Genomic DNA, 24,774 nt, shown 5'->3' on the forward strand with positions numbered 1-24,774 from the left:
CTGCATCCGCATTTGTGCAACGCTTGTTCGGTGAAGGCTTGCGCCGCCGGCAGTCCGCCGGCGGCGTCGAAAGCATGCGACGCACGCGTTTGCCTTCGTCGATGTCGAAAGCGCGGGAAAGCATGTTCCGCACGTTCTTCGCCCGGGTCCAGGCATTGAGCGCTCAATGGGGTAATCACACTTTCCATGCTCGCTGGACGCTGGAACATGGCGAACCGGAGGCGCTAGCGTTTCTCGAACAACTCGCGGTGGCCGAAGTCACACCGTGGCGCTGCCCCTGCGGCTGTGCAAGTATCGATGCCGACGCGGCTTGCGGCTCGGGACAGCCGCAAGCTCCATATCGCCGGCTACACATAGTAAAGCGATGGCACGAGCGTCGGCTCCCCGCAATCTTGACTGTCCCTTGTGGGCCGGCAACCGTCGGCCGCATCCGTCGATTGGCGGCGGTGGATTCAACCAGTCGACGCAACGACTTGAATCGACGACAATCGAACGTCAGCAACGGATTAATATGGTGGTGTATGAGCGCCAGGAGTTCACGCTTCTTTATCGCCGGAAATATTGAGGAGCCTGTCTTCGTTCTGGATGGAATCGCTTCGGAATGGCTGTTCGTGTCGGGGTTCTGGTACAGAGTTAACGCATCGCTCGGAACGATGTACGATCAATTCGAGGAAGATGAGGCCGAACCAGCTGCACTTAGCCAGATCGCGTGCGAGCTGGCGCATCAAATCTGCGAACTTGAGGGGCGCGAGGAAGAGATGATCAGCTTCATCTACAGATGGACGCCACAAGGAGAGACATACACTCTGGAAATGCAGCGAGCGGATCTGATTTCCAAGTTGGTAGAAATGCGTGATTTCTTTAATTCGGCTGCTGCAAGTGGTGAAATTCTCGAGCTAAGCCTATAGGTAGTTCAAAAAATCTGGAAATTTGTTCGACCGATTCGCCTTCGGAAGCTGCCATTCGACCTTACAGCAATCGACGCGTGCATTTCAGCGTTTGAGCGCAGAACCGTCCGTGTCCGTCCGAGAAGGCTTTTTGACACTGAATTATGCGGTCCGCACACATCACGCATGATGTGAACTATGGCCACCTTTCCCGGACCCTGCGCCAGCGTGCATGATTCGTCCACGCGTCGGATGGCAGGATCGAGCAGCCCGCTACGCGTCATCGAGTTTGCCGTCAAGCACCATTTTGGGCCCGTTCGATCACTTGCTTCTCGCGACGCATCTGGCAGATAAAAACCCGAATTAAGTCAGATGTTCTGTCGCTGGCATTGCATTTCGCCGGCTATACGACCTGGATTGTTGCCGTCCAGACAACATGGCATACGCACTCGCGATCCTACCGGCGCTCGCCCGTCCCTCACTACAATGCGTCACACGCTCGCTTGAATTGCGAGCAAAGCGATACGCGCAAAACCCGTGGTCGCTCAGGTGAACCGCGCCGCGTGTACCGGATCCCCCCAACTGAAGCAATAGGACAATGGATCATGAGCAAGACAACTCACAATGTGCAGCCCGTTACTTCCAACCTGGGCAAACAGGGTTCAGCTGAACTCGTACCTTCCCGTTACGCGGTGCGCGTCGGTGACATCGATGTCGTATTGATCAGCGATGGCGTTCTACCGCTGCCCACCTCCACCATGTCCACCAATGTGAGCGAAGCGGATCGCAACGAATGGTTCGATGGTCGTTTCCTGCAACGAGACATGTTCGACTGGGCGCTGAATATTGCGCTCGTGCGCAGCGGTGGGCAGCTCATTCTGATCGACTCGGGCGTGGGTGATGGTTTCGAATACTTCACGCGAGCCGGAAAGTCAGTAGTGCGACTGGAGTCGGCAGGTATCGACCTTACTGCAATCACTGACATCGTCATTACGCACATGCATATGGATCACGTTGGCGGCTTGAACGTCGATGGCGTCAAGGCCAGGCTACGTCCGGACGTGCGCATCCACGTGTCGGCCTCCGAAGTAGAGTTCTGGAAAAACCCGGACTTCAGCAAGACGGTGATGCCGGAGACGGTTCCGCCTGCGCTACGCAAGGCTGCTGCGAAGTTCGTGGAACTCTACCGCGAGAATATCGTGCAGTTCGATCGGGCAGTCGAAGTCGCACCGGGCGTGTCGGCGCGCGTGACGGGCGGGCACACACCGGGGCACTGCGTCGTGGACGTCACATCAAACGGCGAGAAGCTAACGTTCGTAGGAGATGCGATTTTCGAAGTCAATTTCGACAATCCGGATTGGCAGAATGGCTTCGAGCATGATCCTGAAGGTGCAGTGGACGTGCGTCTCGCGCTGTTCAACGAAGCCGCGGAAACGGGCGCTTTGCTTGCCGCAGCGCACGTCGCGTTCCCATCCATCGGACACATTGCAAGGAACGGCGACATCTTTCGCTTTGTTCCTGTTACGTGGGATTACTAATCGATATCGGATAATTGATAATCACCCTCCGCGATCCGGACTCACTTTCCGTATCCGGAAGCGACTGGTGCGCATCCCGTGCATGACACTGTCGTTAAGCGTTACCTGCACCTGAATTTCTTCGAGCATGACTGCTATCTCCACGTGCGCACGCGGCGCGTGGAGCCCTTCAATCCACCGGAGCCTGCCATGCGATCCCTTCCCATGCCACGAAAAGCTGTTTGCGCTTGCGCGCTATTCGCAACGCTGCACGGCGCCGCGACCGCCGAAACGTTTGCGCTGAAAGTTGCCGATCTGGATCACGGCCGTTTCAGGAATGAACAAGTGTTCAGTGGATTCGGTTGCCACGGCGAGAATGTGTCACCGCACGTGACATGGTCAAACGCGCCAGCCGCTACTCGCAGCATCGTCGTGACGATTCATGACCCCGACGCACCGACGAGCGGTCTCGGTTGGACCCATTGGGCTGTTGTCAACATACCGCCTTCGCAGACGTCTCTGCAAAAGGGCGCCTCCGGCAACGTGAATCTGCTGCCGCCCGGGGTCACCGAAACGCTGACCGATTTCGGCCAGTCGAAGTATGGCGGACCGTGTCCACCACAAGGCAAGCCACATCGTTATATCGTCACCGCGTACGCACTCGATGTCCCGCATATCGACGTGAGCCCGGCATCTAGCCCTGCACTCGTTGCGTTTCAAATGCACGGGAAGATCATCGCTCGGGCTCGCTATGTCGCGACCTACCAACGCGCGGCGAACTGAGCCGCGCCACGGGTACTGTCAACTGAGCGACATGCCACCGTCGACACGCAAGTTGACGCCGTTGACGAAGCTGCCCTCGTCACTCACGAGAAAGAGCGCCGCGCGTGCGAGTTCTTCAGGAAGTCCAAGGCGGCCTAGCGGAATACGCCCTGCGACGGCAGCCTCGAACGCCGGCCGCTCGTCATGCGCGATACCCAGCTTCGTCAGAATTGGCGTGTCGACCGGCCCGGGACTCAGTACATTCACACGAATGCCACGCGTCTGAAGCTCCAAAGCCCAACTCCGCGCGAAGGCCTCGATTGCGGCCTTCGTACCCGCGTAGACTGCATGTCCTTCGAACACTTTCGAACTCGCGATCGAACTCGTCAATAGAATGGCACCACGATCTCTCATGAGTGGCGTGATCTTCTGTACCCCGAAGAAAATTGCTTTGGTGTTTGTCGCGAAGTGACGATCATAGGACTCTTCGCTCACTTCGTTCGATGCTTCGATAGTATTCACTCCCGCGTTCGCGAAATATATGTCAACTCCTCCAAAGCGCCTCGACACTAGCGCGGCCACTTCGTCGTGCGTTTTCGGGTTCGCGAGATCTCCCGTCAGTCCGATCGCCCGGTCGCCAAGTTCGGCCACGGCCGCATCGACGGCATCCGGACGTCGGCCCACCATAATGACATTCGCGCCCTCTTCAATCAGCAGCCTGGCCGCGGCCAATCCGATTCCACTATTTGCGCCAGTAACAACAGCAACCTTGTTTGCGAGTCGATTCATGTTTTCTCCGTCATATTCCACCTGTCCGGCGTAGAGCCAGAATTTAGCAACGGCTTCTGGTGGGTTGAAGTCACTCGCAGGTCATTTCACTCTTTCCACTTTGTCATCATGTCCGTGGATAAATTCAGCGGCTTTCCCGCGTTCGTTCGCTCCGTCGAGACGGGCTCGTTCACGGCTGCGGCGCAATCTTTGGGTACGACGACGTCGGCCGTGTCAAAGAGCGTGGCAAGGCTCGAAAAGCGCCTGGGCGTCACGTTATTCCAGCGCTCGACCAGGGCCTCCGTTCTGACGATTGAAGGTCAGGCGTTTTATGAGCGCATTGCCCCGCTGATGCGCGGCCTGGAGGACGCCGAAGAAGTATTGCGATCGCCGGCCGCCGCAGCAGGAAGACTGCGTGTAAGCCTGCCTGGCGAACTGGGTCGCTTTTTGCTCGATCCCGTCACGCGGGAACTCCTGCCAAACCACCCGGAACTCGCACTCGACGTGAGCGTCAGCGACCATCATGCCGACCTGATCCGCGATCGCATCGATATCGCGATCAGGGCGGGATGGCTGGAAGACAGCGGCCTGTACGCGCTGCCGATCACCAGTCTTCAGCTGGTGTTGGTTGCGGCGCCTGCATATCTGCGCGAGCGGGGATCACCGCGTGTTGTTGCGGATCTCGCTGCACATCGGCATGTGCGCTACCGGCTCAATGGCCGACCGTACCCCTTGAACTTCGCCGATGGAACGTCCAGCTCCATCGAAGGCAGGTTCGACGCTGATAACGGTGAGGCAATGCGCGTAGCGGCATTGAACGGACTGGGTATCGCCCAAATACTGGAAATTGCCGTACGGGACGATCTCGCCGCCGGGAGGCTGCAGGCTGTACTACCCGATCAGGCGCTCGCGTGCGTCCCTGTGCACGCTATTCACGCTTTCGGAAAAAACATGCCGACGCGCGCGCGCGTATTCGTCGATTTCGTTACGGCGCAACTCTCGAAATGAAGTATCCCGGCGCTCAGCGCCATCGGCTGCCGTCGCGCTGCATTCGAATCACGCCAGGGAGGCGTCGTGCAGCAAATCGATCAGTGTGTCGGCTCCAGTGTGGTCGGCCGTGAATGCCGTGGCCACCGGATCGTAGGTTGCGGGCAAGCCGACCGCACCAAGCAGATTGGCGAGGTATGTATCGAGCATGCTGGTCGCATTCGACACGCTTGCCGCGGTCACCGTATTGGCAAGCGTGACCGGCGCCCCCTGCATCAGTGAATTTATCGTCCACGACGCGCAAGACGTACATAGTCAATCTTGACCATGCCGCGCGTTCGGCGGCCCCGAGGCCGATTGCATGCGTAGCCGCATATGCCTGGCGAGGGGTGATCATGCGGGGATGGCTGGCGCCTCGACACGAACGAACAGAGGTGCAAAGTTTCCTATCGCCGACACGCAGTCACTACTATATTTTGCGTTGCGGACCCTGTCGTTTCGTCAATCGACGTCCGCGATTCCTCGCAGGAGCACAAAAATGGCACGTCGCAGGTGGGTCCCGTTCCTGGCATGGGTTGCTACAGCGTCATTGTCGTTGCCACTTGTTTCACCGCAAGTCGTCCTAGCCGGCGACGAAACGACCGCGAACACGCCGGAGCCATCACCGAAGCTCTCTTGGGCAGATCGAATTCGTCAGGCAAAAGTGCGAAAGGGCGAGCCAATCGTACTGATCGTGCATTCGGCAAAGGACTGCGTCTATTGCCAGCGCTGGAAAGGTTCATTAGGCGGCAAAGGTGATTTTGAATCGTGGGCGAAGACGCATTCCGATGTCCATCTATTCATAGTCGAGCGCGAGGCTATCGCCGTGCCAGAAACCATCGACAGCTATCCCCCGGTTGTCCAATGGCTTTTTGAGCGACGCCAGCGACTGGGCAACTTGTCGCCAGGAACACCCACCTTCGAAATATTCGTCAGGCGCAATATCATTTGGAAGTCGTATGGCTTGCACTCGTGGGACCGCGACGCGTTTCCGGCATTAAAGGACCTGGACAGCCGCCGTGTACCCTCGGACGTCGAGTAGCGTTGGCGTTCGCGCAGGTCAGGATCACGGCGAGGAATGTGCCGTTGGCATCGGACAGGGTGTGATGCGCCCTCCAGGCGTCGCAAACAGAGGTGTCCTCACTCGTTCTGAAAGTTCGTATAGCAAAATAATTCCGCGACTCCAGAATTCTCATGGATCAGGGCCTCCGTCCCGCGGATTGACGACTTTATTGACGGTCCCATCAAAATAATGTCGTCAACTCGCCTACGTCCGCATTAAATTTGTCGATTCGCGTAGTGGAGCAAGGGTTCCGGCGGTAACGTCCTGATTTCTGGACCGATTCCCGGCCTACCGCGCGGCCAGTCGAAGCGCTGAGTTCAGACAGGACGCTCTCTGTCTCAAGCTCAGTCACCTATGCTGGAAAAGCGGTGTTGCGGGACATTCGGGGCCAACTGCGTCCGCTTGCTCCCGGCTAAAAAGCGACATCTGCGCACGTAGGTAGAATCGTCAACAATCAGCTCTAGGTTTGATGGCCATTCCCATTGAGAGACGCAGCGATGAAGGTAACGATTGCATACATCGAAGAACCACCGTTCGGTTGGACGGAAGCGGATGGTACTGCTACGGGTGCTGACGTTGATCTGGCCGATGCGGTTCTTCGGGCGATCGGTGTTACCCGGATCGAGCATCGCCTGACGACATTTAGTGAACTGCTACCCGGCGTTGAAGCAGGTCACTGGGATATGAACGTTCCGCTCTTCGTTACCCCTGAACGCGCCAATATCGTCGCGTTCAGCGTACCCGTATGGGGGATCGGAGACGGCTTTCTGGTTCGGACTGGAAATCCGAAAGCGCTCAACAGCTACGTGTCACTCGCCAAACGTCCCGAGGCGCGCCTTGGCGTCATTGCCGGACAGGTGCAACACGAGTCTGCGAGAACGTCAGGCGTAAGCGAGAACCAGATAGCCATCTTCGAGCAACAGGCCGACGCGATCGAAGCGGTTCTTTCGGGCGCGATCGACGCGTATGCAAGCACAGCCTTGGGAAATCGCATAGTTGCGTATCGGATCGGAGGCTCAATGCTTGAGGCAGTGGAGCACGAGCCGCAAACGAATGGCACGCAGCAGAAGCTCCCGCTCGGCGCATTCTCGTTTAGCAGACGAAACAGCGCTCTGCTCAATGCGGTAAACGGGCAACTTCGTTCATATCTGGGCTCAGAAGAGCATCGCGCTCGTATGGCGAGATTCGGCTTGACAAACAATGAAATCGATTCCGCTCTCGCGCATGGGGTGTAAGACGGGTTTCGGCCACTTTCGGACCTTCGACTTCGGTGTCTAAACCGTCACCAATCCAGGTCACGAACACTTGTTGATGACCGTCGTGGGAAATGCACACACAATCTCACGTCATCACCGCACGACGATTTGATCAGACTGGAGACATAGCTAATGACCGATCGTGCTTCCCGCCGTCAGCTCGACCTTCTAGGCTCTCCGCGCTGGCAATGGCTCGATGAACTTCTGCGTATCTGGTATGTGCGCGCCTTAGATTCAGCCGATGGCTGCTCGCCCGACGAGCTCGCCGATATCTCGGCTCGCCTCAATTTCGTAATGCCAGCCACGCTTGCGGAGTGGTTCGAACTCGTTGGCCACCGCTTAGAATCCGTTCAGGACGCCCCCGCGACGCCCCTTACGGTGCGCGTTCAGGATGGCCTAGTAAGCGTCTGGACGGAGAACCAAGCTGTATGGACGCTGCTCGTGGGCGCCGGAAACGATCCGATGTGCCAGATCGATAGTTCCGATTTCTGCTTTCCAGCTACTCCTTTGAGCCAAGCATTGCACGGGATGACGCTTAGCGACACGTTAGTGGGCGCTTGGGATGGCAATGGTCGGGGACCACTAGGTGACTTGGCGTCATCGGTCGTCGGAGGCGTAATCGAGGACGCTACGGACGATGAGGTGGCTCGTGTCCTGAGTGCTTTCCCCCAACTAGAAGTCCCAGGCAATCCGTTCTATAACGTCCCGCCCCATGGGGACGGCACGACGATACTTCGTGACGGGATTGGCTTGGAGTGGGCGGTGGCTACGGCAGAGGCATTCGAGCACATTGATGCGCTGGTCCCGCTCGAACCTCCCGGCGGCCGCTACCGGGTGAGCCTTGAGCTCCCTACGGCAGTCGCGCGCCAGATCGGGCTGATCGGACGTAGTGCTATCCCGGATCTTAATGCCATCCATTTGCCCTCTGAACTTGCGAGGCCGGCGACGGGGAGCGTCAGCCAGCTTTCGGCTTCATTTGAGTGGGAGACCGCGCAGCCCGAAAAATGTATGTCTGCTGTTCGGAACGCGCTGCCCGAGACTGAGCGAGCGCTGGCCAAGATTACTTACAAACCAGAGCGGATTGCGCACTGGCGAACCGTCGAATCGGATGGAGGTGTTGATGATGCGCGTTGAAATCTGCCTTTCCGCCGGTTGGTAAGCAAGCCACAGCAAACGGTACGTCAGCGTCTGGGGCCGCGTCCGACCTGCCGGTCCAGGTGCAGGCGCGCGACGATATGGCGAAACCGCGAATGGCGATTGGGAGAAATTCGACTGACCGTTGAATCCACCGTCGCCAACGGCCATCCCCCACCCCCCTACTTCATCGCGACAAGCGGCTCGACAAACGCCTCGAAATGCGGCAACCAGATCGGAATCGCCTCCTTGACCGCGAACATCCCGTGGCCGTTCTTGCCGAACGGCGGCTCGACGATCATCTGCCCGTGCCCGCCCGCCGCCTGAAACGCGGCAAACCAGGTCTCCACGACTTCCGGTGCGAAATACTTGTCGTTCTGCACGTAATGCCACAGCACCGGCACGCGCGTCGTGCTCGCGAAATGCCCGATCGTGGCGGCCATCTGCCGCGGATCGCACGGCATGCCCGGATGCGTCGTCGGATTCCCGCCGCGCCCGCCCGAGAAGTTCACCACCGCGACCACGCCCTGCGGCGCGTAGCTTGCCGCCGCCAGCGACGCGAAGCCGCCCGCCGATTGCCCGACCAGCACGACGCGGCTTCGATCCACCTGCGGCAACGTCTGCGCATACCGCACGGCCGCGAGCACATCGCGCGCGGCCTGCTGGCCGGCAGCGAGGTAATCGGGATGCCGGCACGACCCTGCATCCTCTTCGTCGACACCGCCCGTCGCACCATATCCGCGGCGGATCGGCACGATGACCGCGAAACCGTGCTGCACGAACGTCCGGATCTGCGGCAACGCGCGGTAGCGCCCCACCTTCGGCCGGTCGCGCGGCTCGGGCGGGCTGCCGTGGCTCAGCACGATCAGCGGAAAGGGCCCGGGGCCGTCCGGCATGTAGGTCGTGGCGACGATGTCGCGTGTGTGCCCGCCTTCGTCGACCGGCACCTTGACGACGGTTTCATGCAGATCGGGGGCAATGGCGGTGTCTTCGACCGCCGTCGCCGCGCAGCCGGCGACGGAAGCGATCAACACGCCCGGGATCAGCACCCGGCACAGGGGGATGGCGATCCGGTTTCGACGAACGACGATGCTCATGAGCAATCTCTCCACGAATCCAGGGATGACGGGCGAGGCTGTGGCGATGCGTACCGCGAAGGCGACAGTGTATCCGTGCGGCGCCGCAACCGGGCCGGCCGCATGCGTACAGCCCGCACCGGCATCCTGATCGTCACCCGCCCCGTCACCACCGATAACTGACATCCCCCGTCACCGTCAGCCGCGTGCCGTAGAAGCACCCTCCCGCCGAAAAACACGACGACACATAAGTCCGGTCGAACAGGTTGTTCACGTGCGCCGCGACGCGCCACCCCTTCCACGCCGGCCGCTCGACACCCAGGTCGTACGACAGCCCGAGATCGAAGAGCACGACGGCCGGCACGTCGAACGTATTGACGTTGTCGCCCGCGCTGCGCCCGACGTAGCGCATGCCGCCGCCCACTCTCAGCCCGCGCAGGCCCGGCCGGTCGACCGCATAGTCGAGCCACAGCGACGCCAGATGGCGCGGCACCGCCGCCACGCGCTTGCCGACGACGGCCGCGTCCGTATCGGCCTGCACCGTCGTGTCGAGATACGTGTACGCCGCGATCACGTCCAGTTGCTTCCAGACGCGCGAACGCCCTTCCAGCTCGATCCCGCGCGAGCGCACCTCGCCCGTCTGCACGTTGAAGAACGGATGCTCGGGATCGGCGGTCAGCACATTGCGCTGGCGAATGTCGAACGCGGCGATCGACGCGTTCTGCAACCGGTCGGGCGACTGGTAGCGCAGCCCGACCTCGAACTGCTTCGCCTTCGTCGGCGTGAACGGCTGGCCGTCGAAGCGCGTGCCGAGCGCCGGCTCGAACGACGTCGAATAGCTCAGGTAGGGCGCAAAGCCGCTGTCGAACAGATAAACAGCGCCCGCGCGCCCGGTGAACGCACGCGTGCTCTGCCGCACGCTCGCGGAGCGCAGCAGGTCGTCGGTCGTCGTGCGCGACCACTCCTCGCGCCCGCCGAGCGTGAAGACCCAGCGATCCCAGCGCACCTGGTCCTGCAGGTAGACGCCGATCCGGTCGGGTGTCTGGCGCGTCTGCTGCCCGATCGGCGGCGCCGTGAACGGCTGCCCGTAATCGGGCGCACGCGTATCGAGCGGCGGCGCCGCGCCGAACCCCGACCCGACGAGGTTCGCCACCGCATGCTCGTAAGACAGCCCGGCCAGCACCGTATGCTCGACCGGCCCCGTCATCACGCGCATCTCCGCCTGGTTGTCGAGCGCGAGATGGTTCACATGCTCGCGCGACCACGACAGCGAACGGTTCAGCACGCCCGGCGCCAGGTAGGGCGCGACGAAATTGACGGCCGCGCCCGCAAAGTCGACGTCGAGATGCGTATAGCGCACGTTCTGCCGGACTTTCCACGTCGAGTCGAAACGATGCTCGAACGCGTAGCCGATCATCGCCTGCGTGCGGTCGTACGTGTCGAAACCGGGCAGCCCCGGATAGAAGCGCGTCGGTATCCGCCGGCCCGCGTCGGGCCACAGCGTGCCGAGGGCCGGCAGCCAGCCCGCGAAGTTGTTGTGCGGATCGCGCTGGAACGAACCCAGCAGCGTGAAACTCGTATCGGCGTTCGGCTGCCACGTCAGCGACGGCGCGACGACGATCCGCTGCTGCCGCGAATAATCGATCTGCTCGTCCGCGCGGCGCGCGAGGCCGTCGATCCGGTAGCGCCACGTGCCGTCCTGCGTCACGGGCCCGCTGAAATCGAACGCAAGCTGCCCGCGATCGCGGTTGCCGGTCTGCACGGCGAGCAGGTGCTGCGCGTCCCGCGTCGGCCGCTTGCTGACCATGTCGACGATGCCGCCGGGGCTCGCCTGCCCGTACAGCACCGACGCCGGGCCGCGCAAGACGTCGATGCGTTCGAGCGTCCACGGATCGACGACGCTCGCGGCCCAGTTCACGCCTTTCGGCAGCGGCAGGCCGTCGAGCATCTGCGGATTGATCGCCGCCGCCGCGAACCCGCCGAAGCCGCGCAGGAACACACTCTCGAGCACGCCGCCAGGGCGCGAGTCCGCGTACGTGCCCGGCGTGTAGCGCAGGCTGTCGCCGACGCTGTGCACGTCCTGCCGGTCCATCTGCTCGCGCGTGACGACCGACAGGCCCTGCGGCACCTCGACGATCGCCGTGTCGGTCTTGGTGCCCGCGCGCGACACGTCGCCCGCGATGCCGTTCACGGGGCCGACGCCCGTCTCGCGCCGCCCGTCGACGACGATCGGCGCGAGCAGCGGCGCATCCGCGGGCTCGCCCGCGTCCGGCGCATCTTGCGCGGCAGCCGAAGCGGCGATCGGCATCGTCGCCGCGCAGGCCAGTACGGCCGCCCAGCCCGGCACGCGCCGCAACGCCGCGCACGGCAACGGAAATCCAGGCCGCGCATCGCGGCCGATGTGTGATCGATTCATGTCGGGTTATCCGGAAAGCGGAGACGGGCGTCGGCGGATACGTGGCGCCCTTGGGTACGGAGACGGGCCGCTCTTGCAACGGCGACCTCGACTGAACAGCGAATGCGAATCATTTACGCCGACGCGACGCGGGTAAATGCCGGTGGACGCAATCGACGAATGTGCGGCATGCATCGATCGGCCGCGGGTTTATTCGTCTGACGTTAACAAAATGTCACGTTTGAATATCGTTATCCTGAACGACCAAATGAATGATCGGATGATAGGATAGCGACACCCTCAAGTTTCAAGCGACACACTTAATGTCAAGCCTGCCCCCGGCCACCCGACACTCGCTCGTCGATTCTGCGATCGAGATCCTCAAATCCAACATCACTTCCGGCATCTGGCGCGTCGGCCAGCGCATTCCGACCGAGCTCGATCTCGCGAAGCAGCTCGAAGTCGGGCGCAACACGGTGCGCGAGGCGGTTCGCACGCTCGCGTATTCCGGCGTGCTCGAAGTGCGCCAGGGCGACGGCACCTATGTGCGCCGCAACGTCGATCCGGCCGAAACGATGCGCAACGTCGATCGTGCCGCGCGCAGCGACCATCTCGAACTGCAATGCATGCTCGAAACGGAATGCGCGCGCTACGCGGCGCGCCGGCGCACCGACGAGGATCTCGTGACGTTGCGCAAGCTGCTGAAGGCGCGCGGCGAGCGCGAAGCGTCGCGCGACGTGAAGAAGTTCGTCGAGCGCGACCGCGCGTTTCACATCGCCGTGGCCGCCGCCTCGCACAATCACGCGCTCGAAGCGCTGTATCGCTACTTCTCGGGCTCGATCCTCGCGAACGTGGAAGACATCCTCGTCGAACTCGACGAGGCCGAGATCCCCGAGCCGGACATGCGGGCGCACCAGGCGGTACTCGATGCGATCGAACAGCGCGACGAGAACAAGGCGGTGCGCGCGACGCTCGCGATCCTCAAGCCGCAGATGACCTGGCTCGAGACGCGCGAGGCGCCCGCCGCCTGACGGGCCCCGCACGTCCGGTTTGCCCGGTTTGCCCCGTACGCGCTACGCGGCGACGGCCTCGATCACGTCGATCTGCCCGTCCGGCGCGGAGCGAAGCCCCACGGGCCGCCAGCCGGCGGCGGCGAGCAGCGCGTCGTATTCGTCCCGCGTGCGCTCGCGGCCGCTGCCCCAGCACATCATGTGGATGTCGTAGAGCTTCGAGAAATGCGCGACGCCCGGCGCCGGCACGACCCGCTCGATCACGAACACGCGCGCGCCGTCACGGGCGCTTTCGCGTGCCCGCCTGAGGATCGCCACGCATTCGTCGTCGTTCCAGTCGTGCAGGATCAGCTTCAGCAGATAGACGTCGGCGGCCGGCACCGCGTCGAACATGTTGCCGCCCGCCTTGCTGCAGCGCGCGCTCACGCCCATCCGCTGCGCCCAGTCGTCCGCATCGCCGTCGATCACCTCCGGCAGGTCGAACACGACACCGGTCAGCGCGCCGAACCGCCGCAGCAGGCTGCACAGCATGTGCCCCTGGCCGCCGCCGATGTCGCACGCATGCGTGCCCGGCGCGAACGTGACGTCGCGCAGCGCATCGACGACCTGCTCCGACTGCACGGTCGAGAAGCTCGACATCGCGCGCTTGAAATCGCTTCGGTAACGTTCGTGATCCTTCGCATAGTCGAACGCCATCGCGCCGAACTCGCGGACGAAGCCGTTCTGCTGCCCCTCGCGCACCATGTCGGGCAGATGCGCCCAGATCGCGTAGTGCTCGGGGCCTTCCTGCAGCAGCACGAAATCGCGCAACGTACTCGCGGCGTCCGCGTGCAGCAGCGCCCCCGACGCGGTGGCCCGGAAGCCGCGCCGCGGGTCCTCGTCGAGCAGCCCGAGCGCGGCGAGCGCACGCAGCAGCCGGTACAGCAGCGGTTCGTCGACGTCGAGCGTCGCCGCGAGCGCGGCCGACGAAACCGGTGCATCCGTGGTGACCGCATCGAACACGCCGAGCCGCGTGCCCGCATACAGGATCCGGCTGCGCCACCGCCCAAACAGCGTATCCAGCACCTGTTTTGCCGCATTTTCCATAAAGCACTCCTGAGCAGGGTTCGACCGCGCCGGCACGTGATGTACCGGGCGATCGCATCGTCAACGAAGCAGGCGGATCACTGCTCGTGCAGGAATTCCCGGATCGGGTAGCCGACATGGCGCTGCGCATCGAGCGTATAGCCGAGGATGCGGTCGCCGCGCTTGAGCTCCGTGATGTTGTGCACGCTGCCTTTCGGCCCGAGCACGCGCACGTGCCAGTCGTCCTGCGCAATGATGTTGATCGCGCGATTCGCGGCATTCTTCGCCTCGATCAGCAGCAGCGGCCGCGTCTCGACCTTCGCGCGCCCGACCACGACGCGGCGTGCCTTGCCCTGCACGTTGACAGCCAGGATCTCCGCGCCCGATTCGAGCTCGGCGAGGTAGCGGGTGCGGTTGTCCGGCGCGACGACATACGAATGGAGCGCGGCCGCGTTCACGCGGAACGGGCGCGTCGGCATGTACGGCAGCGGGTGCGTCTCGCTGCTGATCAGGATCATGCCGGTCGAATACGAACCCACGAGGATGCCCTCGTCCTGCTCGAAGCGCGAGCAGGTGTCGACGCATACGCGCTCGCCCGGCCCCAGGTGCGTGAGCCCGACGATCTCGATTTCCTCGAGCTGCAGATCCTCGACCGTGTCGCTGCAGATCGACACGAGCTGCGTGGCCTGCCCGACCTGCGTCGGCGTGAGCAGCACGCCTTCGGGGCCGCGCTGCAGCACGTTCAGCGTCACTTCGGCATCCTCCAGGTCGGCGACGACGGTGATCAGCTCGCCCGCCGCGCGATCGGCGGCCGCCAGCAGGATCTCGAGCGGGATCTTGCTCGGGTCCTGCAGGAATTCGACGAGCAGCCACGGCGTGGACACCGACAGCTCGCACGCGCGCGTGAGCGTCGCCTCGCCCGTCACTTCGATGAACACGCCGAGCTCGACGCCGTCCGGCACCGCGAAATCGACCGGCAGCCCGTCCTTCACGAGGACGATCTGCACCTGCTCGAGCAGCGCGGCATCGGCCGGCTGCCGATCGACGACCGCGACCTTGCACGCGCTCGGCGGCAGCCGCCCGGCCTGCTCCGCATCCTTCACGACGAATGCGGACACGCCGACATGCAGCGCTTCCTCGGTGATCTCGTCCGCGAGCTCGCCGATGTTGCGCAGGTCAATCCAGGAAAGCTTCTTCAAGGCCAATCTCCTTCGAAGGGGATAAAGCAGGTTGAATGACAGGGTGAAACTAGCGACTGACGGAAACGGCCGAACGCGACGCGGCGGCCCGCATCCGGCAATCCACCCAGCCGGCGCCCGGCTCGTAGCCGGCCAGCCGGACGCCGGGCGCGACATCGGCGAGCCCGACGGCCGTGCCGCCGTCGGTCCGGAACCGCACCGCGCGGTCGCCGCGCAGCACGACACGCGTGCTCGCGCCGGATGCGCTGCGCGTGTGCAACGCGACGAGCGGCGCGGATTCGATCCGCACGCGGCCGACCACGATCGCGCGCGTGTCGCCCGCCGCGCCGACCGTCAGGATCCGTTCGCCCGAACGCAGCAGCGAAAGCTGGCGCGCGCGGTCGCCGCCGCAGAACACGAACGATTCGGCCGAGCCGGCGTCGATGCCGAACACGAGCGGCCGGCCGGGCGGGTGCGCGCCGCCGGCCGCGACGACGAGCAGCATGCTGGTCGCGCTCGCGCCGGCCAGCACGCACTCTTCGCCATCGAGCTGCGAACAGCCGTCGATCACCGCATGCAGCCCGACGCCGAGCGGCTCGACGCGCTGCACCTCGAATGTCTTCAGCTTCAGCGGCTCGCGCGAGCGCAGCTCGCCGCACGCGGCCAGCACGCCGCGCAACGCGGCCGCATCGCGCGGTGCGAATGCGATGTCGACCGGCGACTGCGCATGCTTGCGCGCGAGATAGGCCGCGCCGTGCGGATCGGCGAGCGACACGACGATGCGGCACGCGGTGTCGCGGACACCCTCGAGCAGGCGCTCGAGCGGCATCGTGGTCGCGAGCGCGTAGTCGAGCAGGACGAGCGCGTGCCGCGCGATCGCGGCGCGCGCGGCATCGAAATCGGCCGCGCCGTCGATCCTCACGCGAACGCCCGCGAGCGGCGCATGCGCATCGTCGACCAGCGTCGCGACGCCCGCCGTCGAAACGGTCAATAGCGCCGCCGCGCCGGCCGCGCACGGTTCGCGCCCGGCCTCGCCCACCACGACGCGGCGCGCGCCGGCCCTCGCCGCGTCGGCCGCGACGGCGCCTGCCTGCGCGCCGAGCGCGCGCAGGTCGATCCACGGATAGCGATGCATGGAAACCCTCGATGGTCGAAAAAGACCGGGTACGACGGCCCGGCGCAGCGGATCAGGCGGCCAGGTGCGCGGCGCGCCGCTCGACGCCGTGCACCGCGTCCGACAGGCGGCGGATCAGCGGGGCGGCCTTCGGCGCGGCGAACACGTTGCGGCCGGCCGCGATGCCGAGCGCGCCCGCGTTCATCACCCGCGACGTGAACGCGACGAACTCGTCTTCGGGTAGCTTCGCGCCGCCCGCGACCAGCACCGGCAGCGACGAACCGGCGATGATGTCGGCCATGCTCGCGGCGTCGCCGCTGTACGGCAGCTTGACGATGTCGGCGCCGAGATCCGCCGCGACGTTCGCCGCATGGGCGATCAGTTCGGCCTGCGGACGATCGCCGAGGCCGGGGCCGCGCGGATAGATCATCGCGAGCAGCGGCAGCGACCAGCGCGCGCATTCGGTCGCGATGCGGCTCAGGTCGAGCAGCTGCTGGGATTCCGTTTTAGACCCGAGATTCACGTGCACGCTGACCGCGTCCGCGCCGCTCGCCAGCGCGTCCTCGACGCTCGCGAACAGCGTCTTCGCGTTCGCGTCCTCCGCGTAGCGCGTGCAACCGTTCAGGTGCACGACGAGCGCGAGATCGCTCAGCACGTCGGGCGCTAGGAAGCGCGCGCGGCCCCGATGCACGACGATTGCGTCGCCGCCGTGCGCGGCGATGTCGCCAACCAGTTGCCGCAACTGCTGCGGATGGGCGATCGGCCCGTCCGCGAGCGAATGATCGAGCGGCACCATCAGACACTTGCCCGACGCGGCACGCACCACCCGCCGCATCCTGAGCGCCTTGCCAGAAACCGATAGAAGAGCGTTCATCCGTGATTCCTCGCCAGAAATGGAAAGGCCGGCCCGTTCGACTTCAGCCTGCCCCCGGGGTGCCCGTTTGCGGGCGGAACTGGAGCGACAACCGAGCAACGCTTGCAGCAAATCTTGCGACGTGTAAGACTTGCATAGACCCAATCATCCTATGATTGGATCATCCTTGCAAGTGCCTTGCGAGCGATCCTGTTTCCCGACCGGGGGACGCCTTCGTCGCGGCATCGCTTCCCCTTTGCAGACAACGGCAGCACATCAACCTGTGAGGTGTCTATGAAGTTCGGCGTGTCCTTCCTGCCCGATACCGGCCCGGCCGACCGCCCGGCGGCCGACTATTACGCCCAGGCGCTGAAGCTCAGCGCGCTGTCCGAGCGGCTCGGCTACACGTACGTGAAGATGACCGAGCATTACCTGAAGCCGTACGGCGGCTACAGCCCGTCGCCGCTGATGTTCCTCGCGGCCGTGGCCGCGCAGACGAAGTCGATCCGCCTGATGACGGGCGGCATCCAGGCGTCGTTCCATCATCCGATCCAGCTCGCGGCCGAAGCCGCGCAGCTCGACGCGATCTCGAACGGGCGGCTCGAGCTGGGCTTCGCGCGCGCCTTCCTGCCGTACGAATTCGACGCATTCGGCATCGATCTCGATTCGAGCAAGACGCGCTTCCAGCAAACGATCGACGCAACGGTGCGGCTCCTCGCCGAGGAATCGGCCAGCGAGGACACCCCGTTCTTCCGCTATCGCGACGCGCAATCGCTGCCGCGCCCGACGCAGCAGCCGCGCCCGCCGGTATGGGTCGCGGCGCTGCTCACGCCGTCCAGCTTCGAGTGGATCGGCGAACGCGGTTTCAACCTGCTGATGGCCGCGCCGCCGCGCAAGGCCGCGCTCGCGAAGACACAGGAGATGGTGGCGCTCTATCGCGACACGTTCGAGCGCCATCACGGCCACACCGGCCGCAAGCCGCAGGTCGCGATCAGCATCCCGCTGATGATCGGCACGTCGGACGCGCATGCGCTGGCACTCGCGGAGCCGCGCCTGCGCCATCACTGGCGCAATTTCGCGGAAGCGGCGAAGTCGTGGGAGCAGGTGCAGTCGCCGGCCTACCAGGGCTACAACGAAGCGATGAAGAACAAGATGGGCGGCATGGACACGGCCGACCTCGACGCAACCGCCGTGCTCGGCACGCCCGACACCGTGCGCCAGCGCATTCGCGCGCTCGAGGCCGACCTCGGCCTCGACGCGATCCTGTGGCACATCGACTACGGCGCGCAGCCGTACGAACTGATGAGCAACAACCTGGAGGTGTTCGCCCGCGACGTGCTGCCGGGACTATGACGCCATGCCGATTCCTTCCGGATCCACCACGGGCTCGCCCATGACACCGTCCCTGTCACTCGACACGATCGTCGTCGGCGCCGGCATCGGCGGCCTCGCCGCCGCGCTCGCGCTGCGGCGCGCCGGCCATCGGGTCACCGTCCTCGAACAGAGCCGGGCGTTTCGGGAAGTCGGCGCCGGGCTGCAGGTCGTGCCGAACGCGACGCGCGCACTGCGTGCGCTCGGCGTGCTCGACCGGCAGCGGCTGGCCGCCGTCGCCCCGATCGCGACGATCCGCCGCCGCTGGCAGGACGGCAGCCTGCTCGGCGCCTTCCCGCTCGGCGACGCGGTCGAAGCCGAGTTCAACGCGCCTTACTGGAACGCGCATCGCGCCGACCTGCATGCCGCGCTGCTCGACGCCGTGCGCGACCCGTACACGGCCGGCCCGCCGGTCGCCGTCCTCGGCGGCATCGCGGTGCGCGGCCTCGACGCATACGGGCCGGACGGCGCGACGCTCGTCGATGCGGCGGGCACGCGCTGGCGCGCGGATCTCGTCGTCGCGGCCGACGGCATTCATTCGACGCTGCGCCACGCGCTGCTCGGCGACGACGCGCCGCACTACAGCGGCGACGACGCGTATCGCGCGCTGATCGACGCCGATGCAATCGACCCGCGCTCGCCCGTGTTCGAGATCGTCAAGGAACCGCAGGTGACGATCTGGCTCGGGCCCGGCCGGCACGCGATCCATTACTGGGTGCGCGACCGCCGGCTGCTGAACCTCGTCGTGATCGTGCCGGGCGACGGCAGCACGCGCGAATCGTGGAGCAGCAAGGGCGACCGCGCGACGCTCGAGGCCGAGCTCGCCGGCTGGGATCCGCGCCTCGTCGGGCTGATCCGCTGCGCGTCGGACCTGAGCCGCTGGTCGCTGCACGACCGGCAACCGCTCACGCGCTGGGTGTGGGACAGCGTGTGCCTGCTCGGCGACGCATGCCACCCGATGCTGCCGTACCAGTCGCAAGGCGCCGCGCAGGCGCTCGAGGACGCGGTCGTGCTCGGCCGATGCGTGACCGGGCTCGCGTCGAAGGACGCGCTCGGCGCCGCGCTGGTCGAATACCAGCGCCTGCGGATCGACCGCAGCGCGCGGATCCAGCTTGCATCGGCCGGCAACGGCGGCGTATTCCACCTGCCCGACGGCCCCGAGCAGCAGGCGCGCGACGCCGAGCTCAAGTCGCGCCGCGCCGACTTCAAGTCCTATCACTGGACCTGGGCCGACGCGTACCAGCTTTGACGCCCGCCCCGGTGCCGCGCGGCGCGACCTGCGCGGTACCGGGGCTCCTCGCGACAGGACCGCATCATGACGAACACCGTGGACATTGCGCAGCAACTGAAACAGGCGATGCGCGGCGTGGCCGCCACCGTCACGATCGTGACGACCGGCGGCGACGGCGCCGCCGCCGCACCGTGCGCGCTGACCGCCAGCTCGTTCACGTCGGTCGCGCTCGATCCGCCGACCGTGCTGGTGTGCATCAACCGGCGCGCCAGCATTCACGCGTCGATCACCGGCCGCCGGCGCTTCTGCGTGAACGCGCTGCGAAGCTGCCACGTACCGCTCGCGCTCGCGTGCAGCACGACGGGCTCCGACACGCGTTTCGCGCACGACGCATGGCGTACCGACGCGGCGACGGGCCTGCCCTATCTCGAGAACGCGCAGACGTCGTTCTTCTGCGACACGCTCGAACAGGTCGAGGTCGGCTCGCATTCGATTCTGGTCGGACGGGTCACGCGCGTCGCGATGTCCGCCGACGTGAACCCGCTGATGTACGTGAACGGCGCGTTCGCCGCCGTCCGCTCGCTGCCGTCCGATGCCGGCGGCGGATGACGGGCGCACGTTCTGTTGTTTCGAGCATTCGTTCGCGGGGTTCGCACCAGGCCCGTGCGCTCGAGAAAACACGCGCCCCCCACCGATGCGTGCGTCACGCGTGATGCCGCACGCAATCGTTGCGTGCGCTGCAGTCACGCTGCGCGCGCACATCACGCACTACCATTGCGCCGCATGCACGCGATGAAACGGAGAAGCCGATGGCACCCGACCTGAACCTGCTGATTTCGCTCGATGCACTGCTCGAAGAGGGCAGCGTCGTCGGCGCCGCACGCCGCATGAACCTCAGCCCGCCCGCGATGAGCCGCACGCTCGCACGCATCCGCGAAACGGTCGGCGACCCGATCTTCGTGCAGGCCGGCCGCAAGATGGTGCCGACGCCGCGTGCGCTCGAACTGCGCGGGGTCGTCCGCGAAACCGTGGAGCGCGCATCGCAGTTGCTCGCGCCGTCCGCGGAAATCGATCTCGGCACGCTCGACAAGCAGTTCAACGTGCGTGCGAACGACGTCTTCGTCGGCCTGCACAGCAGCCGGCTGCTCGAGGAGATGGCGCGCGGGATGCCGCGCGCGATGCTGCGCTTCATGCCCGAGGAAGACGACGTCGACGACGACGCATTGCGCAGCGGCCGCATCGATCTCTTCATCAGCGCGTCGCGACGCCTGGGGCCGGAGATTCGCGTGCAGCCGCTGTTCACGACGACCTTCGTCGGCCTCGCGCGCCACGACCACCCGATCTTCGACGACGACATCACGCCCGAACGCTTCGCGCGCTGGCCGCATATCGGCGTGTCGCGGCGCGGCAAGTCGGCGGGGCCGATCGACGACGCGCTCGCCGCGCGCGGGCTCGCGCGCCACGTGGTGCTCGTCGTGCCGACGCCGTATGCGGCGATCTTCGCGCTGCAGGCGTCGGACCTGATCCTGCCGCTGCCCGAGCATCTCGCGCGCGGCGCGGTGCGGGCCGGGCTCGGCGTGCGCACGTTCGAACTGCCGGTGCCGCTCGAAACCGTGCTGATCACGCAGGCGTGGCATCCGCGCTTCCAGAGCGACCCCGCGCACCAGTGGTTGCGGCGTGTCGTGCGCGGGCTGTGCACCGGCCAGCCGGCACTGCGTGCGGCGCACGCATGACGGATGCGTCGCACGCACTCGTCGAGTGCAAAGACGTCACTGTTCGGCATGCATGGCGCGACCGTAGACTGGCTTCGTCCTTTCTCATGGAGCGAGTGCAGTGCATGAAGCAGCAGATCAGACGCGCGCCGTCGCGGCGCCGCCCCGCCGCCTGACTCGCGCGGCCGCGGCGCTGATCGCGCGCATCGACATCTTCACGCCGCGCGGCGCGTATGTCGCACGCTCGGTCATCGCCGCCGCGCTCGCGCTCGGCGTCGCGTACCTGCTCGAACTGGAAACCCCGTATTCGGCCGCGTCGACGGTGCTGCTCGTGATCAATCCCGTCCAGGGCGCGGTGATCGGCAAGGGCGTGTGGCGCGTGGTCGGCACGATCGCGGGGATGGTCGTCGCGTTCGTGCTGATGGGCTGCTTCGCGCAGCAGCCGCTGCTGTTCATCCTCGGCTTCGCGTTCTGGCTCGGCGTCTGCGTCGCGGGCATGACGCTGCTGCGGCACTTCCGCGCGTCGGGCACCGTCGTGGCCGGCTACACGATCGGCCTCGCGACCTACGGCGCGATGCAGCATCCCGAGCTGACCTTCGAACACGTGATCGGGCGCGGCTCGACGGTCGCGATCGGCGTGCTGTGCCTGAGCCTCGTGTCGATGCTGCTCGGCACGCGCGACGTGCACGCGAAGCTCGACGCGCTGGTGACGCGCATCACCGCCGACGTCGCGCGGGTCATCGCCGCGCAGCGCAACGGCCTCGCGGCGGCACCGGCCGACGACAAGCGGCACGCGCTGTTCGCCGGCATCTACGGCATCGACGATCTGCTCGCGCTCGGCAAGGCCGAATCGGAGGATCTCGCGCAACGCGCGGCCGCCGTGCGGCACGGGATGGCATCGCTGTTCGGCGCACTCGCGGGCGGCATGCCGCCGCTGCCGGCCGACAGCCCCGGCGCGCGCGCGGTCGCATCGCTGCAGCCGCGTCTCGCGGCCGCGTGGCAGGCCGCCGCCGACGCATTGGGCGACGGCCCCGGCGGCGCCACGCACGCACGTGCGCTGCTCGGCGATGCGCGCGAACGCCTGCGCGACGCGCTCGACGGCATCGCGCTCGGCGATCCGCGCGACGAGGCGGCGTTGCTGATCGCCGGCGAGCGGCTGATCGAGCAGATCGACGACTACCGCGCGGCGCTCGACGGGCTCGTCGAACTGCAGCGCCCGCGCCCGGGCTACCGGCCCGCGCGGGTGCGCTTTCACCGCGACACCGGCGCGGCCCTGCGCAACGGCGTGCGCGCCGCGTGCGCGATCGTGATCTCGGGCGCATTCTGGCTCGCGACCGGCTGGAACCAGGGCGACATGATGCTGCTCGTCGTCGCACCGTACTGCGCGCTGCTCGCGACCGCCGGCAACCCGGCCGCCGGCGCGCAGGCGTTCATCAAGGGCACGGTGCTCGCCGTGCCGGCCGCGTTCGTGTGCGCGTTCGGCATCCTGCCGCGCATCGAAGGCTTTCCGCTGCTCGTCGTCGCGCTCGCGCTGTTCTGGATGCCCGGCATCTACGCGACGAGCGTGCCGAAGACCGCGCTCGCGGGGCTCGCCTATCTCGTCGCGTTCAACACGCTGACCGGCGCGACCAATCCGTTCCGCCCCGACGTCGCGCTGTTCCTGAACCAGTCGGTCGCGTGGGTGCTCGCCACGTTCCTCACGCTGCTCACGTTCCGGTTGATCCTGCCGGGCAACCTGGCCACCGACGCCACGCGGCTGCGCCGCACGATCCGCGACGACACGCTCGCGCTCGTGGCCGGCCGGCGCGTCACGGCGGCGGGCTGGCAGCAGCGTCAGCAGCACCGCATCGCGCAGCTCGGCGCGCTGCTCGCGGGCCAGCCGGCCGCGATGACGCAGGCGAGCATCGAGACGCTCGCGGCGCTGCACGTCGGCAAGGAGCTGCTGCGGATCCGCCGCGGCGCCGCGCGCGACGGCCTGCCCGACCGCGCGCGGCGATGCGTGCGTGCGGGGCTCGCGGGCCTCGCGCGGCACGCGGCCGCCCCGCCGCGCGCGGCCCGGCATGCACGGCGCGCCGCGCACGTGCTGGCCGGCCTCGCCGCCGCGCAGCCGGGCAACACCGAACTGAAGTGGCTGATGGCCGCGTTCGCCGACGTCCACGTGCTGCTGCACACGTACGCCGCCTATTTCACCGCCGTTCCGGAGCGCGCCCGCGATGCTCAGTGAATTCCCGCTGGCCGGTATCTACCTGCCGCCCTTTTTCGTCTATGCGTGCGCGACCGTGCCGCTCTACCTGGCCGTGCGCGCGCTGCTCGCGCGGCTCGGCGTGCTGCGCCGCGTGTGGCATCCGGCGCTGTTCGAGTTCGCGATTTCGCTCGTGCTGGTCGCCACGCTGATCCTCTATTTCTAGCCTCCCGTCGGAACGTATCGCGTCATGTCGCTCAAACCCCTCACCCGCTCCCTGCTGACGCTCGCCACCGTGGCCGTGGCGATCGTGCTGGTCGCCGCCCTCTGGCACGCATACGTCCTCGCGCCGTGGACGCGCGATGCGCGTGTCAGCGCGCACGTCGTGCGAGTCGCGCCCGAAGTGTCGGGCACCGTCGTCGAAGTCGCGGTGGTCGACAACCAACGCGTCGCGAAAGGCGACGTGCTGTACCGGATCGATCCGCAGCGCTTCGCGCTGGCGGTGGAACAGGCCGAGGCGCAGGTCGCCGCGACCGCCGAGTCGATGCGCCAGAAGCGCGACGAAGCGCAGCGGCGCACCGGCCTCGACGATCTCGTGCCGCGGGAGGACATCCAGCGCTCGAGCCGCGCGGTGGCGATCGCGCAGGCCGAGTACCGCAAGGCGCTGGCCGCGCTCGACGTCGCGAAGCTCGACCTCGAACGCACGACGCTGCGCTCGCCGGTCGACGGTTACGTGACGCAGCTGCGCCTGCGCCACGGCGACTACGCGGTCGAAGGCAAGCCCGGCATCTCGGTACTCGACGCGCACAGCTTCTGGATCACCGGCTATTTCGAGGAGACCAAGCTGCGCCGCGTCGCGACGGGTGCACCCGCGACGATCCGGCTGATGGGCTTCGATCCGCTGCTGAGCGGGCACGTGACGAGCATCGGCCGCGGCATCGCCGACGAAAACGGCACGCTCGACGAACTCGGCCTGCCGGCCGTCAACCCGACCTTCAGCTGGGTGCGGCTCGCGCAGCGCATTCCGGTGCGCATCGAGATCGACCGGGTGCCGGCCGGCGTGCTGCTGGCGGCCGGCATGACGTGCAGCGTCGAAGTCGGCGAACGCGGGCGCGAGCGCACGCCGCGCGGCCGGCTCGCGTCGTGGCTGCACGCGTGGATGTGACGGAGGCGA

General features: G+C 65.8%; 23 protein-coding genes. 15 read left to right on the top strand and 8 right to left on the bottom strand.

What is annotated here, in order from left to right:
* Window positions 1-14 precede the first annotated feature (14 nt).
* The 3 genes from AB3K92_RS04680 to AB3K92_RS04690 all read left to right on the top strand — a co-directional run bounded on the left by AB3K92_RS04680 (window position 15) and on the right by AB3K92_RS04690 (window position 3,187).
* Window positions 15-908 (top strand): hypothetical protein, encoded by an 894-nt coding sequence (locus AB3K92_RS04680; protein ID WP_155638347.1) that lies wholly within the window; start codon window positions 15-17, stop codon window positions 906-908.
* 584 nt (window positions 909-1,492) lie between these two features.
* Window positions 1,493-2,425: an MBL fold metallo-hydrolase gene (locus tag AB3K92_RS04685; RefSeq protein WP_060154563.1), complete on the top strand. Its 933-nt coding sequence runs from the start codon at window positions 1,493-1,495 to the stop codon at window positions 2,423-2,425.
* Window positions 2,426-2,629: 204 nt separating this feature from the next.
* Window positions 2,630-3,187: a YbhB/YbcL family Raf kinase inhibitor-like protein gene (locus AB3K92_RS04690; protein ID WP_369464641.1), complete on the top strand. Its 558-nt coding sequence runs from the start codon at window positions 2,630-2,632 to the stop codon at window positions 3,185-3,187.
* An 18-nt stretch (window positions 3,188-3,205) separates the two neighbouring features.
* Here the strand turns inward: AB3K92_RS04690 and AB3K92_RS04695 are convergent, their stop codons facing one another.
* The gene (locus AB3K92_RS04695) at window positions 3,206-3,955 is read right to left on the bottom strand and encodes an SDR family NAD(P)-dependent oxidoreductase (RefSeq protein WP_369464540.1); all 750 of its coding nucleotides are present in this window, start codon (window positions 3,953-3,955) and stop codon (window positions 3,206-3,208) included.
* A 108-nt stretch (window positions 3,956-4,063) separates the two neighbouring features.
* On the opposite strand from AB3K92_RS04695, the gene AB3K92_RS04700 reads away from it, so the two are divergent.
* Entirely contained in the window at window positions 4,064-4,942 is an 879-nt protein-coding gene (locus tag AB3K92_RS04700; protein WP_369464541.1) for a LysR family transcriptional regulator, read from the top strand.
* A gap of 48 nt (window positions 4,943-4,990) precedes the next feature.
* Here the strand turns inward: AB3K92_RS04700 and AB3K92_RS04705 are convergent, their stop codons facing one another.
* The gene (locus AB3K92_RS04705) at window positions 4,991-5,197 is read right to left on the bottom strand and encodes a hypothetical protein (protein WP_369464542.1); all 207 of its coding nucleotides are present in this window, start codon (window positions 5,195-5,197) and stop codon (window positions 4,991-4,993) included.
* A 262-nt stretch (window positions 5,198-5,459) separates the two neighbouring features.
* On the opposite strand from AB3K92_RS04705, the gene AB3K92_RS04710 reads away from it, so the two are divergent.
* The 3 genes from AB3K92_RS04710 (at window position 5,460) to AB3K92_RS04720 (ending at window position 8,413) form a co-directional block, all read left to right on the top strand.
* The gene (locus tag AB3K92_RS04710) at window positions 5,460-6,002 is read left to right on the top strand and encodes a hypothetical protein (protein WP_369464543.1); all 543 of its coding nucleotides are present in this window, start codon (window positions 5,460-5,462) and stop codon (window positions 6,000-6,002) included.
* Between the two features lie 518 nt (window positions 6,003-6,520).
* Window positions 6,521-7,258, top strand: a complete 738-nt coding sequence (locus tag AB3K92_RS04715; RefSeq protein ID WP_059554367.1) for a transporter substrate-binding domain-containing protein — start codon at window positions 6,521-6,523, stop codon at window positions 7,256-7,258.
* 153 nt (window positions 7,259-7,411) lie between these two features.
* Window positions 7,412-8,413: a hypothetical protein gene (locus tag AB3K92_RS04720; protein WP_059585616.1), complete on the top strand. Its 1,002-nt coding sequence runs from the start codon at window positions 7,412-7,414 to the stop codon at window positions 8,411-8,413.
* A gap of 182 nt (window positions 8,414-8,595) precedes the next feature.
* On the opposite strand, the gene AB3K92_RS04725 is transcribed toward AB3K92_RS04720, so the two are convergent.
* Together AB3K92_RS04725 and AB3K92_RS04730 are read right to left on the bottom strand one after the other, a co-directional pair.
* Entirely contained in the window at window positions 8,596-9,675 is a 1,080-nt protein-coding gene (locus AB3K92_RS04725; protein WP_369464544.1) for an alpha/beta hydrolase family protein, read from the bottom strand.
* Window positions 9,656-11,905: a TonB-dependent siderophore receptor gene (locus AB3K92_RS04730; RefSeq protein WP_369464545.1), complete on the bottom strand. Its 2,250-nt coding sequence runs from the start codon at window positions 11,903-11,905 to the stop codon at window positions 9,656-9,658. The genes AB3K92_RS04725 and AB3K92_RS04730 overlap by 20 nt, the downstream gene beginning before the upstream one ends.
* Before the next feature lie 302 nt (window positions 11,906-12,207).
* On the opposite strand from AB3K92_RS04730, the gene AB3K92_RS04735 reads away from it, so the two are divergent.
* Window positions 12,208-12,915 carry a FadR/GntR family transcriptional regulator gene (locus AB3K92_RS04735; protein ID WP_021164174.1) on the top strand — a complete coding sequence of 236 codons (708 nt, stop codon included), beginning with the start codon at window positions 12,208-12,210 and terminating at the stop codon, window positions 12,913-12,915.
* Between the two features lie 42 nt (window positions 12,916-12,957).
* Here the strand turns inward: AB3K92_RS04735 and AB3K92_RS04740 are convergent, their stop codons facing one another.
* From AB3K92_RS04740 to AB3K92_RS04755, 4 genes are all read right to left on the bottom strand, one after another.
* On the bottom strand, window positions 12,958-13,980 hold the full coding sequence (locus AB3K92_RS04740; protein ID WP_059585621.1) for a methyltransferase: 1,023 nt from the start codon (window positions 13,978-13,980) through the stop codon (window positions 12,958-12,960).
* A gap of 77 nt (window positions 13,981-14,057) precedes the next feature.
* Window positions 14,058-15,158, bottom strand: coding sequence for a 3-dehydroquinate synthase II family protein (locus tag AB3K92_RS04745; protein WP_021164176.1), 1,101 nt, complete (start codon window positions 15,156-15,158; stop codon window positions 14,058-14,060).
* Between the two features lie 49 nt (window positions 15,159-15,207).
* Window positions 15,208-16,272, bottom strand: coding sequence for a 3-dehydroquinate synthase II family protein (locus tag AB3K92_RS04750; RefSeq protein ID WP_369464547.1), 1,065 nt, complete (start codon window positions 16,270-16,272; stop codon window positions 15,208-15,210).
* 52 nt (window positions 16,273-16,324) lie between these two features.
* Window positions 16,325-17,125, bottom strand: coding sequence for a 2-amino-3,7-dideoxy-D-threo-hept-6-ulosonate synthase (locus AB3K92_RS04755; RefSeq protein ID WP_021164281.1), 801 nt, complete (start codon window positions 17,123-17,125; stop codon window positions 16,325-16,327).
* 285 nt (window positions 17,126-17,410) lie between these two features.
* On the opposite strand from AB3K92_RS04755, the gene AB3K92_RS04760 reads away from it, so the two are divergent.
* The 7 genes from AB3K92_RS04760 to AB3K92_RS04790 all read left to right on the top strand — a co-directional run bounded on the left by AB3K92_RS04760 (window position 17,411) and on the right by AB3K92_RS04790 (window position 24,765).
* Window positions 17,411-18,457 (top strand): LLM class flavin-dependent oxidoreductase, encoded by a 1,047-nt coding sequence (locus tag AB3K92_RS04760; RefSeq protein WP_230942759.1) that lies wholly within the window; start codon window positions 17,411-17,413, stop codon window positions 18,455-18,457.
* A 40-nt stretch (window positions 18,458-18,497) separates the two neighbouring features.
* Window positions 18,498-19,724: an FAD-dependent monooxygenase gene (locus tag AB3K92_RS04765; RefSeq protein WP_059484469.1), complete on the top strand. Its 1,227-nt coding sequence runs from the start codon at window positions 18,498-18,500 to the stop codon at window positions 19,722-19,724.
* Between the two features lie 66 nt (window positions 19,725-19,790).
* The gene (locus AB3K92_RS04770; protein WP_048028684.1) at window positions 19,791-20,315 is read left to right on the top strand and encodes a flavin reductase family protein; all 525 of its coding nucleotides are present in this window, start codon (window positions 19,791-19,793) and stop codon (window positions 20,313-20,315) included.
* Between the two features lie 200 nt (window positions 20,316-20,515).
* Complete coding sequence (locus AB3K92_RS04775; RefSeq protein WP_059484468.1) at window positions 20,516-21,439, top strand: LysR family transcriptional regulator; 924 nt, start codon at window positions 20,516-20,518, stop codon at window positions 21,437-21,439.
* A 100-nt stretch (window positions 21,440-21,539) separates the two neighbouring features.
* Window positions 21,540-23,642: an FUSC family protein gene (locus tag AB3K92_RS04780; RefSeq protein ID WP_369464548.1), complete on the top strand. Its 2,103-nt coding sequence runs from the start codon at window positions 21,540-21,542 to the stop codon at window positions 23,640-23,642.
* Window positions 23,632-23,826 (top strand): DUF1656 domain-containing protein, encoded by a 195-nt coding sequence (locus AB3K92_RS04785; RefSeq protein WP_027792350.1) that lies wholly within the window; start codon window positions 23,632-23,634, stop codon window positions 23,824-23,826. Before AB3K92_RS04780 ends, AB3K92_RS04785 begins: the two co-directional genes overlap by 11 nt.
* A gap of 24 nt (window positions 23,827-23,850) precedes the next feature.
* Window positions 23,851-24,765, top strand: a complete 915-nt coding sequence (locus AB3K92_RS04790; RefSeq protein WP_060148357.1) for an HlyD family secretion protein — start codon at window positions 23,851-23,853, stop codon at window positions 24,763-24,765.
* Window positions 24,766-24,774 lie beyond the last annotated feature (9 nt).

It is taken from the genome of Burkholderia sp. Bmkn7 (genome assembly GCF_041103175.1).
Lineage (GTDB): Bacteria > Pseudomonadota > Gammaproteobacteria > Burkholderiales > Burkholderiaceae > Burkholderia > Burkholderia cepacia.

Coding starts and splice junctions, on each gene's coding strand:
- AB3K92_RS04685 (WP_060154563.1), top strand. CDS start 1,493: ATGAGCAAGACAACTCACAATGTGCAGCCCGTTACTTCCAACCTGGGC.
- AB3K92_RS04690 (WP_369464641.1), top strand. CDS start 2,630: ATGCCACGAAAAGCTGTTTGCGCTTGCGCGCTATTCGCAACGCTGCAC.
- AB3K92_RS04695 (WP_369464540.1), bottom strand. CDS start 3,955: ATGAATCGACTCGCAAACAAGGTTGCTGTTGTTACTGGCGCAAATAGT.
- AB3K92_RS04700 (WP_369464541.1), top strand. CDS start 4,064: ATGTCCGTGGATAAATTCAGCGGCTTTCCCGCGTTCGTTCGCTCCGTC.
- AB3K92_RS04705 (WP_369464542.1), bottom strand. CDS start 5,197: ATGCAGGGGGCGCCGGTCACGCTTGCCAATACGGTGACCGCGGCAAGC.
- AB3K92_RS04710 (WP_369464543.1), top strand. CDS start 5,460: ATGGCACGTCGCAGGTGGGTCCCGTTCCTGGCATGGGTTGCTACAGCG.
- AB3K92_RS04715 (WP_059554367.1), top strand. CDS start 6,521: ATGAAGGTAACGATTGCATACATCGAAGAACCACCGTTCGGTTGGACG.
- AB3K92_RS04720 (WP_059585616.1), top strand. CDS start 7,412: ATGACCGATCGTGCTTCCCGCCGTCAGCTCGACCTTCTAGGCTCTCCG.
- AB3K92_RS04725 (WP_369464544.1), bottom strand. CDS start 9,675: ATGTCAGTTATCGGTGGTGACGGGGCGGGTGACGATCAGGATGCCGGT.
- AB3K92_RS04730 (WP_369464545.1), bottom strand. CDS start 11,905: ATGAATCGATCACACATCGGCCGCGATGCGCGGCCTGGATTTCCGTTG.
- AB3K92_RS04735 (WP_021164174.1), top strand. CDS start 12,208: ATGTCAAGCCTGCCCCCGGCCACCCGACACTCGCTCGTCGATTCTGCG.
- AB3K92_RS04740 (WP_059585621.1), bottom strand. CDS start 13,980: ATGGAAAATGCGGCAAAACAGGTGCTGGATACGCTGTTTGGGCGGTGG.
- AB3K92_RS04750 (WP_369464547.1), bottom strand. CDS start 16,272: ATGCATCGCTATCCGTGGATCGACCTGCGCGCGCTCGGCGCGCAGGCA.
- AB3K92_RS04755 (WP_021164281.1), bottom strand. CDS start 17,125: ATGAACGCTCTTCTATCGGTTTCTGGCAAGGCGCTCAGGATGCGGCGG.
- AB3K92_RS04765 (WP_059484469.1), top strand. CDS start 18,498: ATGACACCGTCCCTGTCACTCGACACGATCGTCGTCGGCGCCGGCATC.
- AB3K92_RS04770 (WP_048028684.1), top strand. CDS start 19,791: ATGACGAACACCGTGGACATTGCGCAGCAACTGAAACAGGCGATGCGC.
- AB3K92_RS04775 (WP_059484468.1), top strand. CDS start 20,516: ATGGCACCCGACCTGAACCTGCTGATTTCGCTCGATGCACTGCTCGAA.
- AB3K92_RS04785 (WP_027792350.1), top strand. CDS start 23,632: ATGCTCAGTGAATTCCCGCTGGCCGGTATCTACCTGCCGCCCTTTTTC.
- AB3K92_RS04790 (WP_060148357.1), top strand. CDS start 23,851: ATGTCGCTCAAACCCCTCACCCGCTCCCTGCTGACGCTCGCCACCGTG.